Annotated in this window: 9 protein-coding genes; 3 read left to right on the top strand and 6 right to left on the bottom strand. The window is 64.3% G+C overall.

Translation table 11 applies throughout. The features are described from left to right. Positions 1 to 242 precede the first annotated feature (242 nt). The 6 genes from ACVOKO_RS02000 to ACVOKO_RS01975 all read right to left on the bottom strand — a co-directional run bounded on the left by ACVOKO_RS02000 (position 243) and on the right by ACVOKO_RS01975 (position 7,526). Positions 243 to 2,042, bottom strand: a complete 1,800-nt coding sequence (locus ACVOKO_RS02000) for an MFS transporter (protein WP_346496779.1) — start codon at positions 2,040 to 2,042, stop codon at positions 243 to 245. 131 nt (positions 2,043 to 2,173) lie between these two features. After that, complete coding sequence (gene nagA, locus ACVOKO_RS01995; protein ID WP_346496777.1) at positions 2,174 to 3,286, bottom strand: N-acetylglucosamine-6-phosphate deacetylase; 1,113 nt, start codon at positions 3,284 to 3,286, stop codon at positions 2,174 to 2,176. Continuing rightward, positions 3,283 to 4,065: a DeoR family transcriptional regulator gene (locus tag ACVOKO_RS01990; protein ID WP_346496987.1), complete on the bottom strand. Its 783-nt coding sequence runs from the start codon at positions 4,063 to 4,065 to the stop codon at positions 3,283 to 3,285. The genes nagA and ACVOKO_RS01990 overlap by 4 nt, the downstream gene beginning before the upstream one ends. A gap of 26 nt (positions 4,066 to 4,091) precedes the next feature. After that, positions 4,092 to 5,426: a D-tagatose-bisphosphate aldolase, class II, non-catalytic subunit gene (locus ACVOKO_RS01985; RefSeq protein ID WP_346496775.1), complete on the bottom strand. Its 1,335-nt coding sequence runs from the start codon at positions 5,424 to 5,426 to the stop codon at positions 4,092 to 4,094. Positions 5,427 to 5,428: 2 nt separating this feature from the next. Then, positions 5,429 to 6,379, bottom strand: a complete 951-nt coding sequence (locus ACVOKO_RS01980; protein ID WP_346496773.1) for an ROK family protein — start codon at positions 6,377 to 6,379, stop codon at positions 5,429 to 5,431. Continuing rightward, positions 6,372 to 7,526, bottom strand: a complete 1,155-nt coding sequence (locus tag ACVOKO_RS01975; protein WP_346496771.1) for an SIS domain-containing protein — start codon at positions 7,524 to 7,526, stop codon at positions 6,372 to 6,374. The genes ACVOKO_RS01980 and ACVOKO_RS01975 overlap by 8 nt, the downstream gene beginning before the upstream one ends. Positions 7,527 to 7,841: 315 nt before the next feature. On the opposite strand from ACVOKO_RS01975, the gene ACVOKO_RS01970 reads away from it, so the two are divergent. From ACVOKO_RS01970 to ACVOKO_RS01960, 3 genes are all read left to right on the top strand, one after another. Next, positions 7,842 to 11,204 (top strand): TIM-barrel domain-containing protein, encoded by a 3,363-nt coding sequence (locus tag ACVOKO_RS01970; protein WP_346496769.1) that lies wholly within the window; start codon positions 7,842 to 7,844, stop codon positions 11,202 to 11,204. Between the two features lie 123 nt (positions 11,205 to 11,327). Continuing rightward, positions 11,328 to 14,309, top strand: a complete 2,982-nt coding sequence (locus ACVOKO_RS01965; protein WP_346496767.1) for a TonB-dependent receptor plug domain-containing protein — start codon at positions 11,328 to 11,330, stop codon at positions 14,307 to 14,309. A gap of 117 nt (positions 14,310 to 14,426) precedes the next feature. Next, positions 14,427 to 15,782 carry a Gfo/Idh/MocA family protein gene (locus ACVOKO_RS01960; RefSeq protein WP_346496765.1) on the top strand — a complete coding sequence of 452 codons (1,356 nt, stop codon included), beginning with the start codon at positions 14,427 to 14,429 and terminating at the stop codon, positions 15,780 to 15,782. Positions 15,783 to 15,855: the final 73 nt, after the last annotated feature.

Genomic DNA, 15,855 nt, shown 5'->3' with positions numbered 1-15,855 from the left:
AAGCTCAGAAGCTCAGAAGCCCCCTCATCCGCCCTCCGGGCACCTTCTCCCGCAAGCGGGAGAAGGGAAGGCTAGGCTTTTTGCGTGTTGATGGTTGGCCGCGCAGAGCAATGCCTGAGCGCAAGCAATGCGTCAGTTCAAAGTGATGCCAGCTTTCCCTTCTCCCGCTTGCGGGAGAAGGTGCCCGGAGGGCGGATGAGGGGGCTTTTGATCCTTGCGCCGGCTTCTCGCCGTACAGCAGCTCAGCGGAAATGCGCCTCGATCTGCTCCAGCGTCTTGCCCTTGGTCTCCGGCAGCCAGAATGCAGCAATCAGGAAGAACGCAAACGTACACGCGGCCCAGAACAGGAACATGCTGGCATAGCCGTAATGGCCCACCGTCGGCAGGAATACCGCCGCGATCGTGGTCGAGACGAACTGGTTGATCAGCAGCGCGATGCTCATGCCGTTCGAACGGATCCGGTTAGGCATCAGTTCCGACAAGGCCAGCCACACGCATACACCTGGGCCCACCGCGAAGAACGCAACAAACACCAGGATGCAGGCGGCCACTGCCCAGCCATGCGAAGCCGACGGCACTGGGCCTATCCAGGCCTGCTCGATGCGCAGCGGTGCGTCGGCGGCCTGGCTGGGGTCCGGGAACGGGTTCAGATGCAGGCTGCGGAAGAAGCGGCCGATCACGCTGTCGCCGCGTACCGTGGTGGCGCGCTCGATCAGCAGTTGCTGATCGCCGGGATCGTCACTGCGCAACGAACGCACGTCGCTGAAACCGCCATACGTCCACGATATGGTCAGCTGCATCGGTTGCTCGCCCTGGCTGCGCGTGCCGGCCAGCTGATGCCATTGCGCAGCATCCAGCTGCAACTGCAGGCCATCGGCCTGCACCGCATGCTGCAAGGCCGGCTGCACATCGGCGCGGCCCTGCTCGGCCTTGAAGAACAGCATCGCAGCGGCCAGCAAGGCCAGGCAGATGCCGCCGCTGCCTATCATCAGCAGGAATTTGCGGCCTTTGCGGTCGACCAGGAACAAGGCCACCAAGGTCATGATCACGTTGAGCAGCTTGATCGCCACATCCGCGCCATTGGCGGCAGCGCCGGGCAGGCCGGCCTGGTTGAGGATGTTGACCGCGTAGGCAAGGATCGAGTTGATGCCAGTGGCCTGGGTGAAGGCTAGTACCAGGCAGGCCAGCACGAACGGCACCATGTAGCGGCGGCTGAAAAGCCGGTCGCGCTCGCCCTCGGCCTTGGCCGTCACCGGATTCTGGATCTGCGCCAGCGTGGCTTCCACCTGCGATGCGGGCAACGTGGCCTGCAGGCCACGGCGTGCGGCATCGATGCGGCCACGGCGTACCAGCCAGCGCGGTGATTCATTGAGCCAGAACAGGCCGATGCAGAACACCACGCCCGGCAACAGGCAGGTCCAGAAGATGGTGCGCCAGGCCTGGTCCTTGACCGCGAACAGATGCTGCGCCTGCTGCACCAGCGGCAGGTTGCGCACCGACTCGGTCGCCGCATCCACCGAATGCGCCTGATACAGGCCAATCAGTGCGGCCAGCACCAAACCTACGGTCAGCAACAGCTGGAACATCGCCGCGCCACGGCCGCGTCGTTCCGGGCCCAATACTTCAGCCAGATACAGCGGCACCACCACACCGATCAAACCACCGCTGATGCCCTGCAGCAGGCGCCCCAACAGCAGCGGCGTGTAGCCGGAAGCCAATGCCATGATCGGGATGCTGGCGGTGAACAACACACCGGCCAGCAGCATCGCGCCGCGGCGGCCGATCAGGTCGGCAATCATGCCGGCGAACAACGAGGACAGCACGCTGCCCAACAACACCGCCGCCACCACGAAACCCATCTGCTGGCTGCTCAGTTGCCAGGCATGGCTGGCGGTGGCTTCCAGGTAGGGCAGGGCGCCGGCAATGATGCCGATGTCGATGCCGTACAACAGGCCGCCAAGGCCGGCGATGAACAATAGATAGCGCACGGGCCAACGCGGCGCGGCGTCGGTGGCGGGCACTGCAAACGTGGTGTCAGTCATCAACGCGTTCCTGGGCAAGATTTTGTAGTGCCGAGCCATGCTCGGCTGCACTTCGTTCCGGCGTTATGCTGCCGGAACGCGCTGGAATTCATGCGCTATGCCGAGCATGGCTCGGCACTACATGGAGCGGATCAGTTCGGGTTGACCGGATGGCCGGCTATCCATACCTGTTGCAATTGCAGTTGCGGGTCCAGCACCACCATGTCAGCACGCAGGCCGGGGGCGATGCGGCCGCGGTCTTCCAGGCCCAGGTAATCGGCCTGGATGGTGGAAACACGCTGCGAGGCGTCGGCCAGTTCCAGGCCCACATCCACCAGATTTCGAAGTGCCTGGTCCATGGTCAGTGCGCTGCCGGCCAACGAGCCGGTCGAGAGCCGCACGCAACCCATGCACTTGTGCACGCGTTGCTCGCCCAGCGCGTATTCGCCATCGGGCATGCCGGTGGCGGCAGTGGCATCGGTGACTGCGTACAGGCGCGGAATGGCGCGTACCGCCATGCGGATGGCGCCGCGATGCACGTGCTGCAGGTCGGGAATCAGTTCGGCGTACTCGGCATGCGCCAAGGCGGCAGCCGCGATGCCGGGCTTGTAGTGATCAACACCGGTCATGCCGTTGAACAGATGGGTAAAGCCGGTAGCGCCGGCCTGCAATGCAGCCACTGCGTCTTCATAGGTGCCGGCGCTGTGGCCGATCTGCACGCGGATGCCCATCGCTGCCAAGGCCGGTATCAAGGCGGTGTGCTGGCCGATTTCCGGCGCGATGGTCAGCACCTTGATCGGTGCAAGCGCGTGCAGATGTTGTACCGATTCCAGCGTGGCCTCGAGCGTGCGTGGCGGTTGCGCGCCCAGACGCTGCGGGCTGATGAAAGGGCCTTCCAGATGCACGCCGATGATCTGCGCGGCATCCGCGTCCGGTGTTGCCATCACCTGCGCCACACCGCGCAGGGCGTTCTCGATCTCGCCGTACTCGGCGGTCATGGTGGTGCCGAGCAGGGTGGTGGTGCCGTAGCGGGCGTGGGTGTGGGCGATGCGGCGGGCGACATCGCCGCCCTGCATCAGGTCCACGCCGGCCGCGCCATGCACGTGCAGGTCGATGAAGCCGGGCAGGATGATCGGCAGCTCGCCGCCGTCACCGGCATGATCTTCCAGCTCCAAGGTGCGCAGTTGCTGGTCGAAATGGACATGGCCACGGCGCCAGCCCAGCGGGGTGAGGATGCGGCCGTACAGGCTGCGGGTATCGGTCATGGCGGTGGCTCGGCGGTTATCACTTCGATGCCCTGCCGCTGCAGCCCTTCGCGGGTTGCCTCGTCGATGCCGGGGTCGGTGATGATGGCGTGGATCTGGTCGAGGCGGGCGATGCGATGCAGGCTGACGCGGCCGAATTTGGAGGCGTCGGTCAGTACCACGATGCGGCGTGCGCGTTCGACCATGCGGTGGTTGAGGCGGGCTTCGGCTTCGTCATGGGTGGTCAGGCCGAACTGCAGATCAAGACCATCCACGCCCAGGAACAAGGTGTCGAAGCTGTAGGAGGTGAGGCTGGCTTCGGCCTGGCTGCCCTGCAGCGACAGCGACTGCTTGCGCAGCAGGCCGCCGGTCAGCAGCACGTTGACGGCCGGGGCATTGGCCAGCTCCCAGGCGATGTTCAAACCATTGGTCATCACCGTCACATCGCGGTGATCGCGCAGGTGCCGGGCCAGGGTCATGGTGGTGGAGCCGGAGTCGATGATGATGTTGTCGCCGGGTTGCACCAGCTGCGCGGCGCGCATGCCGATGGATTCCTTCAGCGACAGGTTCAGCGCATCTTTCTCATGGATGTCCTGTTCCTGCGGCGGCATGCGTACCAGCGTTGCCCCACCGTGGGTGCGCGTGGCCAGGCCCTGCGCCTCGAAGTGGCCCAGGTCGGTACGGATGGTCACCGCCGACACGCCGAACTGATCAACCAGTTCGGCGACCTGCACGGTGCCTTGGTCGATCAGGCGCTGCAGGATCTGCTGTCGGCGGGGACGGGTATTGCGCATGGTCAGTTCTCTTGTGCGTTTGAAAGCGGAGATTAACCGTTCGCAAGGTTCGCGGCATGCAAACTTTCGCTTTGCTTGCGAGTACCTGCCTGATTGGCACTACAGGCGCGCGCGTATTCGTCCAGGCACTGGCCGATGCGGTGCTGTACAAGCGCTGCCGGCGTGGCAGCCAGCTGGCCTTCGCGCACGGCCAAGTACTGGCCCGGCAGATATTGGCTGAGCAGCACCAGCGGTGGGATGTGTTGTTCGAGATTGGCAAACAGCGTCTGCACCGCCTGCAGCAGCTCCGGCTCGCCCCAGTAGTAGCGGCAGCGGTCGCTGAAGGCGTAGGAGCGCAGCAGGCGCAGCGTGTCCGCGTCACCGTGGTAATGGGCCTGCCAGTTCTTCGGCTTGGCCAGCATCACCTGTTCCAGCACCTGAGGCAGCTTGGAGCATTGGTCGGCAGGCAGCAGTTCGGCTTCAATCGCAGCCAGCGCAAACAAGGCTTCGCGGTAGGCGAAGGTCGCCGCCGGGCCGACCTTGAGGATGGCGAAGTGGTCGCGCACCAGCGCATGCAAGCCGGATTCGCGCTGGTAATCGGTGGAGTGCGCTTCAAATACGATGCGCGGCTGCTGTTCCAGGAAGTCAGCCAGTTCACTGGCGGCAGCGGCGTCGTACTCGTGCACGCTGCTGTGGTCGAAGTCCACGCCGGGCTGTACCACCATCGCAATCACGCGCTGCCAGGCATCGCGTAGATCCGGCGTATCAAACGCCTGCTGGTGGATGGCCAGGGTCTGCGCGGCAGCGGCCGGCGTGGTGACTGCCAGCCCACCTGCCAGCGAGGCCTCGCCACCGGGAATCGGCACTTCGGTACCAATCACATATACCGGCGGCGGCAGGCCCATGGCCTTGGCGGTGGTTTCGGCGATGTGCGCCAGCTCGGCCGAACGTGCGGCGACGGTCGCGTCGGGCAGCGGGGTCGGGTCGTCGGCGCAGGACATGCTGCAATCCAGATGGATCTTGTGGAAGCCGGCAGCGACATAGGCGTCGATCAATACGCGCGCGTTGGCCATGGCTTCGGCGGCAGGCTGCTTCTGCCAGGCGTTCGGGCCGAGATGGTCGCCGCCCAGGATCAACCGCGCACGCGGAAAGCCTTCTTCGTCGGCCAAGGCTTCCACATAGGCGCGGTACTGCGGCGGGGTCATGCCGGTGTAGCCGCCGAACTGGTCTACCTGGTTGGAGGTGGCTTCGATCAGCAGCACGGTGCCGTGGCGCGCGGCCACGTGCATGGCGGCGCGCAACACCTGTTCGTTGCTGCAGCAGACGCTGTACAGGCCGACGTTGTGGCCTTGGCGATGAGAGGCAAGCAGGGACTGCAGCGGTGACATGGTCAGGCTCCGGGAATCAGATAGGCAGGTTGGCAGGCGAGCAGGGCGGCACCACGTGCGCCGCCGGCATCGCCGAAACGTGGTGGCACGATCGGCGGCACTTCCACGCCATTGAACAGATGTGCAGCGATGGCTGCGGGTAGTTGCTGATACAGCGGCGCGTATTGCGACAGGCCGCCGCCAAGCACGATCACATGCGGGTCCAGCGCGAGAATCAGCGCGGCGAAACTGTGCCCGAGCAGGTCGCGATGGATGTCCAACGCATGCATGGCGCGGGCATCGCCGGCTTCGGCCAAGGCGATGACTTCGCTGGCATTGGCAGCGTTGCCCCCCAGGTGCCGTTCGATCATCGCCACGCCGCTGCCGGACACATAGCGCTCCACGCAGCCGCGCAGGCCGCAGCCGCAGTCCAGCAACGGCAGGCCGTGGCGTTGCAGCAGGTTGGCCGGCACGCTCCAGTGGCCCCATTCGCCGGCCAGGCCGTTGAAGCCGCCGACCAGCTTGCCGTGCAGGCAGTAACCGCCGCCGGCACCAGTGCCGAGGATGGCGCCGAACATGCTGGCATAGCCGTCAGCCGCACCGCCGTGTGCTTCGGACAAGGCAAAGCACTGCAGGTCGTTGCCGAAATGCAGCGGCCGTTGCAGCCGCGCCTGCAGATCGGCAGCAACGCATTGGCCGGTCAGTGCCGGTACGTTGGCGCTGAGCTGGCGGCCACTGCGGCGCTCGCGCACGCCGGGCAGGGCGATGCCGATGGCGTCGGCGCGTTGGCCGAGTTCGGCATCGGCATCTGCAACCAGCGTTTCCACCGCCTGCAGAAAGCCGCTGTAGTCGCCCTGCGGAGTAGCGATGCGTTTGCGCCACGCAACCTGCAGGGCGGCATCGCAGGCCACCAGTTCTATCTTGGTACCGCCGATGTCGATGCCGTAACAGGCTGGGGCGCGGGTATCAGCCATGGTGGATGGTGACGCCCTTGACCACGCGGTTGACGGTGCCGTCAGGGAACGGATTGTCCGGCGTCAGCCCAAGTGCGGCCGAGCGCTGCAACGCATACAGCTGTGCGAACGGCAGCCACACCGGTGCCAGCCAGCTGTCGGGCAAGGCCGGGACCGCCAGCGTGTAGTCGTCGTGGATGCCCAGATCCGAATGCGGGCCGATCGACAGCACCTTGCCGGCGACGCCGTCGCCGCGCAGTTCTTCCAGCAGATCCTGTTCGTAGCGGCGCGACAGCGGCTCGGCACTGCGCAGTACCACTACCAGCGTTTCATCGTTGAGCGTGGACTTGGGCCCGTGGCGGAAACCCAGCGGCGTATTGGCCAGCGCCAGCACGCGGCCGGCGGTGAGTTCCAGCACCTTCAGCGCGGCCTCGCGGGCGAGTGCTTCCAGCGGGCCGCTGGCCAGGTAGATCACCCGGTTGTACGGCTGCGTGGCCAGTGCGGCAACGGCCGCATCCCAGTTGCCCAGGCCCTGCCGGGCGAGTGCGGCAACCTGCTGCAGGCGCTGTACGCGTTCGGCCCATGGCGCGCTGTCGAATACCGTCAACGCGGTCAGCAGCATGCAGCTCAGGCTGCTGGTCATGGCGAAGGCGCGGTCGCAGCTGGCGGCCGGCATCAGCACGGTGCAGGTGTCCTCGCGGCCGGCACCACGGCGGGCCAGTTCGCCTTCGGCATTGCAGGTGATGTCGAGGAAGCGGGCATCGTCCACGTCGGCACATACGCGGTCGACGGCGGCAACGCTTTCCGGGCTGGAACCACTGCGGCCGAACGACACCAGCAGGGTCGGGCGGTCACGCTGCAGGTATAGCGCCGGGTGGGTGAGCAGGCTGGTGGTGTGCACGGCGCGCACCTCGGCCGGCCACTGCGCGTTGATGCTGTCGGCCACCATCTCGGCAATGAAGCCCGAGCTGCCGGCGCCGGTGAAGATCACCCGTTGGCGCGGGTCGGACAGGCGCTGGCCGAGGAAATCCTGCAGGCGCGAGCTGGCCTGTTGCAGATCAGCTGCAAGGGTTTCCCACAGCGCAGGCTGCTGGGCGATTTCGGTAGCGGTGTCGGCTCCGCCCAGGCGCTGCCAGGCGGTCAGATCGTGAAGCAGGGTGGCATCCATGTGTGATTCCTGATTGGCCAGCGCACGATCTTTCTTTTCTTTCGAAATGTCAAATAGCGAAAGTAAAACGAAAGAAAATAATCGTGCCGCTTTGCCTGCTTGAGAATCGTCCCAAGCGAAAGGTTTCTCGCGAAACGCTTTCGCAGCAATGAATACAGTCAGTTTGGCGATATGAAAGATGGTGCTCTGCACCATCTTTCGCATGGAAGAAATCTTACTTACTTTTGGCTTTCATTTTGTTGACATCTTTCGATTTACTGCCCTAGAGTCGGCGCACTCGGTTTCGAAACGCCCGTTGAACGGGTTGGAGGCAAGGTGGAACACTGCGTTCGTCAATCGCCGCTGTTGCTGGCGCTGCTTTCGGCCCTGTTGTTGCCGGCAGTGACCGCACAGGCCGAGCCCATCGGCAACCTGCGCACGGTCACTGCCAGCGATGGCCGCGACGGCGTACGCGCCTGGGACGTACGCAGTGATACCGGCAGCACCCTGCGCATCGAGGTGCTGGCCAACGACATCGTGCATGTGCAGGCCGGCCGCAACGGCAAGTTGAGCGGAGCCGGTGACAAGGCTGCGCCCATCGTGTTGCCGCAGCCGGTACAGCCGGTACAGGCACAACTGGAAGAAGACGCGCAGGAAATTCGCGTGCGTACCCCGGCGTTGGTCCTGCATGTGCAGCGGCAGCCCTTGCAGCTGCGCCTGGAGCGCCTGGACGGCGGCAAATCGGTACCGCTGTGGCAGGAACAGCAGCCGCTGGACCTGGCAGCCGAGCAGAGCGTGCAGGTGCTGTCCTCGCAGGCCGATGAAGCCTTCTACGGTGGTGGTCAGCAGAACGGCCGTTTCCAGTTCAAGGGCCGCGAACTTGAAGTTTCCTATTCCGGTGGCTGGGAAGAGGGCGACCGCCCGAGCCCGGCGCCGATGCTGCTCAGCTCACGCGGCTGGGGCATGTTGCGCAACACCTGGAGCGACGGCAGCTACGACCTGCGCCAGCCCGATCAAGCAACGTTGCTGCACCGCGAAGACCGCTTCGACGCGTATTACTTCGTAGGCAACGATCTGCAGCGGCTGCTGGAGCGCTATACGCAGCTGACCGGCCGACCGAACATGGTCGCGCGCTGGGCGCTGTCCTACGGCGATGCCGATTGCTACAACGACGGCGACAACGTCAAAAAGCCCGGCAGCGTGCCCGAGGGCTGGAGCGATGGTCCCACCGGTACCACCATCGATGTGGTCAACAGTGTCGCTGCCAAGTATCGCGAAAACGACATGCCGGGCGGCTGGATCCTGCCCAACGATGGCTACGGCTGCGGCTACAAGCAGCTGCCGGAAACCGCGCAGGGTTTGGCCAAGTACGGCTTCAAGACCGGTCTGTGGACCGAGAACGGTGTCGACAAAATTGCCTGGGAAGTGGGCAAGGCCGGCAGCCGCGTGCAGAAGCTGGACGTGGCCTGGACCGGGCAGGGCTATCAGTTCGCGATGGATGCGAACCGCCAGGCCTTCGACGGCATCCTCAACAATTCCGACTCGCGCCCGTTCCTGTGGACTGTGATGGGTTGGGCCGGCATCCAGCGCTATGCGGTTGCGTGGACCGGTGACCAGAGCAGCAGCTGGGATTACATCCGCTGGCACGTGCCAACCCTTGTCGGCTCCGGGCTGTCGGGCATGGCCTACGCCAGCGGCGACGTCGATGCGATCTTCGGCGGCAGCGCCGAAACCTTCACCCGCGACCTGCAGTGGAAGACCTTCACTCCTGTGCTGATGGGCATGTCCGGCTGGTCATCGAACGCGCGCAAGCACCCGTGGTGGTTCGACGAACCCTACCGCTCGATCAACCGCGACTACCTCAAGCTGAAAATGCGCCTCACCCCGTATATGTACGGGCTGGTACACGAGGCCGCACAGACTGGCGCACCACCGGTACGCGGGCTGATGTGGGACAACCCGCAGGACCCGCACGCGCAGGACGAAACCTACAAGTATCAGTTCCTGCTCGGCCGCGACCTGCTGGTTGCACCGGTCTACCGCAGCCAGGCGGCAAGCCGTGGCTGGCGCCGCGACATCCATCTGCCGGCCGGCGGTTGGTACGACTACTGGGATGGCCGCCATCTGCAGGCCGGTGCCGCGGGCAAGCAACTCGACCGTCCGGTCGAGCTGGCGACGCTGCCGGTATTCGTGCGCGCCGGCGCGATCCTGCCGATGTATCCGGAGATGTTGTTCGACGGCGAAAAGCCGCTGGATGAAGTGAGCTTCGATCTGTACCCGCAGGGCGAGTCCAGCTACACGTTGTATGAAGACGATGGCAGCACCCGTCGCTACCAGAAGGGCGAATCCAGCACGCAGCAGATCCGCGTACAGGCACCTGCGCAGGGCAGTGGCCCGGTGCAGGTGGAGATCGCGCCGGTGCAGGGCGAGTACCAGGGCCAATTGGCGCAGCGTCGTTACGGCCTGCGCGTGTTGAATCGCAATGCCCCGACCGCCGTGCAGCTCGATGGCCGCGCGCTGCCCAAGCTGGCCGATGCCGCAGCACTGCAGGCAGCAAGCGAAGGTTGGTATTTCGATGCCAAGGAGCGCAAAGGTACGCTGCACGTGCGCACTGCGACCCAGGACATCCGCGCGCCGCTGAAACTGCAACTGGATTTCCCGGTTGCCGCCGCGCTGGCCGACGATGCCTTCCCGAACGCGCCGGAACTGGGCCGCGCGCTGCCTTCCGACAGCCTGCTGGTGGTCAACCGTCCGGCCGAAGAACCCGGCCATCCGCTGGAAAATGCCTTCGACGACGATCCGGCAACTTGGTTCCGCAGCGTACGCAACCAAGCCATCCGCACCGGCGCCCATGAGTGGGTGGTGGGCTTTGGCGAGCGCAAGCTGATAGACGGCATCGAGCTGGCACCGCGCAACGACCAGCACTGGAAGCACGGCCAGGTGCGCGATTACGAAATTTACATGGCCGACAGTAATGGCGAGTGGGGCAAGCCGATTGCCAGCGGTCACCTGCAGCTGAAGCAGGAACTCCAGCGCATCGACTTCCCGGCCCATGCCGGTCGTCTGCTGCGCTTCCGCGTGCTCAGCGTGCAGAACCCGGATGGCGATGGCGCAAGCGGCGCCGATCCGATGGTGACCGCCGCGCAGGGCAATACTGCACGCGCAGTGGATGCATTGCAGCCGCGCGATGTTGGCCCGATTGCACTGTCCACTTTCCACATCCTCGAGCAGCAAACGGCCGAGCGGCCGGCGCGGCAGCTATACCTCTCCCAGCTGCCGCTGCCGGCCGTGTTGGCCGCCCAGGTACATGCCGACCGCTCGTTCGCCGCTGAAGTGCCAATGCGCATGAATGGTCTGCAGTTCCGCCGCGGCCTTGGCGTCGGCGCACAAAGCCGCATCGACATGAACTTGAAAGGCCAGTGGAAGACACTGCGTGCCGATCTGGGCGTCGACGACCAATGCCGTCAGGCCGGTGGCCTGCAGTTCCAGGTATGGGGCGATGACCGCCTGCTCTATGACAGCGGCTTCGTGAAAGCGCCGGGTGTGGTCAAGCCCGAGCTCGACATCCGCGGTCTGTCCAAATTGAGTCTGCGCACCTTGGGCGCGCAGGGCAGCCAACCGTCCCAGGTCTGCGCCAACTGGGCCAATGCCGTACTGATCGGCGAGGAGGGCGATTCCGCCGACATCCTCGCGCCATGACCTACCCGTAACACCGCTCTTCCCACCGGATTACCCCGGCTACGGTTCAAAAACCGTGGCATGGGATCGCTTTGCCCGCCATCTGCTGTTTTTTTTGCGTGCCCTTGCCAGGAGAGAACCCCGATGTTGCCAGCCAATCGCAGTGCCAAACGCTGTTTGCCAGCCCCGTTATCGTTGGCTGTCGCCAGCGTGTTGTTCGCCATCGCCGCACCTGCGTTCGCGCAGACCAGCGCCGAGAAAGAAAAGGAAAAGGACAAGACCACCGAGCTTTCGCGCATCGAGGTCACCGGTTCCAACATCCGCCGCACCGATGTGGAAACCGCATCGCCGGTGCAGGTGATCAGCAAGCAGGACATCGAAAACATGGGCGCGCGCACGCTGTTGCAGGTGCTCGACAACCTGCCGGCGGCACGGCCAGGCCAGGTCGATTCCAAGTCGCTGTTCACCGGTTCCGATGGCGCCTCGCAGGCCAATCTGCGTGGCCTCGGCGCGCAGGGCACGCTGGTGTTGTTGAACGGTCGCCGCCTGTCGTATTACGGCGCTCCAGCTGGCTTCCAGACCCAGTTCGTCAACATCGATGCCATTCCTGCCGCCGTCATCGAACGCATGGAAGTGCTGACCGATGGTGCGTCGGCGGTTTACGGCACCGACGCGGTGGCCGGCGTCATCAACGTCATCACCAAGAGCAGCTACCAGGGCCTGGAAGTCAGTGGCACCTGGGACACCGCCTCGCGTTTTGATTCCTTCGGCGAGAAGCAGGCCAGCGTTACCGGTGGCTTTGGTGACATGGCCGAGGACGGCTACAACGTCTATGCCAGCGTCAATCTCTATGAGCGCGATGGCATTCCGGACAGCGAGTGGTACCTGAAGAACCCGGGCCAGTTCTACGTCAACAATCCGGATTACATCAAGAACCTGCGCTTGGACACCGGCAGCGCGCCGGGCGTGTTCAATCCTGGCTATTACTACGCGATCGATCCGGTCACCGGCGCGCGCAGGGATGAGGCCGCACCGGGTTGCAACAACGTGCTGCAGGTCAGCAGCGGCACGCGCTGCATCTGGCAGACCTGGATGAACCGGCAGATCAATGGCGGCGCGGATTCCAAGCGCGTCACTGCCTACGTCAATGGCCATTACCAGCTCAACGACAGCACCGAGGCGTTTGCCGAAGTCACCTATACCGACATCGACCTGCATGCCAATGGCGGCACGCCGCGCGCGTATGGCACCACCACCGGCAACCCGCAGAGCTGGTTCTCGCGCAACACCGGCAATACGGTCAACCAGTTCCTGACCCCGTGGTTGGGCCCGAACAACGAATACAACCATGCCAGCCCGGAATTGAAGGCGATGATGGGCGGTGTGGTCGGTTTGGGTTACCTGCTGCAGGACGTCGGCGGTGGCCACTTCGGCCAGCGCAATACCGATGACAGCTACCGCGTGGTGGCAGGTCTGCGTGGCGCTGCTGGCGACTGGAACTGGGAAACCGCGTTCGCCACCGCCGGCTCGCACTCGGTCACCTACCAGACCACCAACGTCAACCTGAAGGGCTTCGAGAAGGCATTCGGCCCGTATACCGTCGATCCGGGCACCGGCCGCGTCATCATTTCCGATCACCCGGCCTACAAGTTCGGTGAGATCAGTGAGGCCAATGCGGCGCTGATCCGTGAAGCCTTCCCGACCTTCGACATCGAGTCGTGGACGCGTCTGCACACCTTGGACGGCAAGATCGAAGGCCCGCTGTTCAACATGCCGGCCGGTGAAGTGCGCGCGGCATTCGGCTTCAACGCTACCCGCGAAACCTTCTATACGCCGGGCAACCCGGATGCTGCAAACGGCCTGATCACCCAGCAGGGTGGCTCGTGGTTCGACGGCAAGCGCAACACCTATGCAATCTTCGGCGAAGCCGTGGCGCCGCTCACCGACAAGTTGGAGATGGACCTGGCACTGCGTCTGGACAAGTACCCGGGCTTCAGCGCCAATGCCGCGCCGAAGATCGGCCTGAAGTACCAGGCGCTGCCGCAGTTGATGCTGCGTGGTACCTATTCCGAAGGCTTCCGTGCACCCAGCCTGGCCGAGGCCGGCAGCGGTGGCGTGTACGCACAGATCGGTGGCTACCGTGATGAAGTCCGTTGCGCCGAAACCAATGCAATTGCCGGTTTGTTGCGGCAGTCCAACCGCGTCGTCGACCAGGACCTGGGCAACAGCCTGTTCAACAGCGATTGCAGCCGCAACGTGGCACGCATGACCCAACCCAACCAGGATCTGAAGCCGGAGAAGGCGAAGATCGCCACCTTGGGCTTCGTGCTGGAGCCGACCGATTGGTTGTCGGTGTCGGCCGACTACTGGTTCGTGTACCGCCGTGATGAGATCGTCGCGCCGGATTACAGCAAGGAAGAAGACATCGACTCGATGACCCGCTTCCCGATCACCGAGTCCGACAAGTCCAACCTTGCTGCGCTGGCCGCCATGTGCAGCGACCCGTCCAGCGGTGTGACCTGTCCGGGTACCTTGCCGGGCTACAGCATCGGCAACGTAGCCAGTGTGATCGGCCAGTACAGCAACCGTGGCCGCACCCTGATCGATGGCTTCGACGTGGATCTGCGCAGCCGCTTCGACCTGGGGGAATGGGGCCGTCTGAACATCGGTGTGGCAGCTACCATCGCCAATCGCAACATGTACAACTCCGACAACGGCGACGGCTGGTACTACGGCAACCTGGTTGGCTACTACAACAACCCGAAGGTGCGCGCGACGTTCAACACCAACTGGACGTATGGCAAGTGGGACACTGGCTTCTACGTCAACTATGTCGGCGGTACCAAGTGGGCCTACGACCGTGTTGATGCGGAAGACAACAACGCGCAGACCTGCACCGGTAGTTTCCTCGACCTGGCTCCCGGCCATTGTGGCGGCGCCCCGGCATGGTGGACGGCCAACCTGAGCGTGAACTGGCGGCCGATCGAAAAGCTGAGTGTCGGCGTCACGGTGAAGAACCTGTTCAACCGCCTGCCGTTCTACGATCCGAACGACTGGATGAACTTCTCCGGTTACACCAACAACTTCGGCCGTATCTACAGCGTCACCGCGACCTACAAGTTCTGAGCAAACCGCAGCATCGCTTCCCCCTCATGCATTGCATGAGGGGGAAGACAGTGACACCGTCAGCAAGGTCGTGACACGCACGTCACCACCGGCAAGATCCATGAAAGAGGAAACACAATGAAGCGTAGGGAATTCATCATGGCCAGTGCGGCCCTTGCCGCCACCAGCCTGCTGCCCGAGACCCCCGCCTGGGCACGCAACCGCAAGATGCGTCTGGGTGTGATCGGCACCGGCATGCGCGGTCAGGTGCTGCTGAAGGAGCTGGTACGCCGTGACGACGTGGAAGTGGTTGCCCTGTGCGACATCGAACCGATCATGCTCGGCCGTGCGATGGACATGGTGGCCAAGGCCGGCAAACCGGCGCCGCAGGCCTATGGTGCCGACCGCGACCAGAATGCCTGGAAGCGCCTGCTGGAGCAGCGCGGTTTGGACGGCGTGATCATTGCCACTCCGTGGGAACTGCATGCACCGATGGCGATTGCCGCGATGCAGGCCAAGGTGGCGGTGGGCTGCGAAGTGGTTGCCGGCATTACCCTGCAGGACCATTGGGATGTACTCAACACCCAGCTGGCCACCGGCACTCCATACATGCTGCTGGAGAATGTCTGCTACCGGCGCGATGTGATGGCGGCGCTGCAGATGGTGCGTCAAGGCCTGTTCGGCGAGCTGGTGCATCTGCAGGGCGGCTATCAGCACGACCTGCGCGGGGTGAAGTTCAATTCCGGCGATCCGTCGCAGCCCTACGACAGCGGCGTTGAGTTTGGTGCCAAGGGCTGGTCGGAAGCGCGCTGGCGCACCGAGCATTCGGTGCAGCGCAATGGCGAGTTGTATCCCAGCCACGGCATCGGCCCGTGCGCGATGTATACAGGCATCAATCGCGGTAACCGTTTCACCCATATCAATGCGTTCGCCAGCAAGGCGCGCGGCCTGCACGAATACACCGTGGCCAAGAGCGGCGGCACCACGCATCCGAGCACCAAGGCCACCTTCAAGCTGGGCGACATTGTCACCACCACGCTGGCGTGCGAGAACGGCGAGACCATCCTGCTGCAGCACGACACCTCCCTGCCGCGCCCGTATTCGATGGGCTTCCGCGTGCAGGGCACCAAGGGCCTGTGGATGGACGTCAACCACGGCATCCATATCGAAGGCCGCAGCCCGCCGCACCAGTGGGAAGAGTTCAAGACCTACCAGGACCAGTACGAGCACCCGCTGTGGAAGCAGCATGCCGCGACCGCTGCCAGTGCCGGTCACGGTGGCATGGACTGGTTCGTGATCCATGCCTTCGTTGAAGCACTGAAGGCCAAGGCGCCGATGCCGATCGACATCTACGATGCGGTGACCTGGAGCGCGATCACGCCGCTGTCGGAGCAGTCGATCGCCAACAGCTTCCAGACCCTGGAATTCCCGGATTTCACCAAGGGCCTGTGGCAGCAGCGCAAGCCGATCTTCGCCTTCGACGGCAGCTACTAGGTAGTGGGGGGGCCACCGGTGCTAGGGGCGGGACCCCTCATGACCCCGGCACCCCCTGGGCAGCGCTACCCAC

The organism is Stenotrophomonas sp. STEN240 (assembly GCF_056756175.1).
This window is presented reverse-complemented; position numbering and strand designations above follow the sequence as displayed.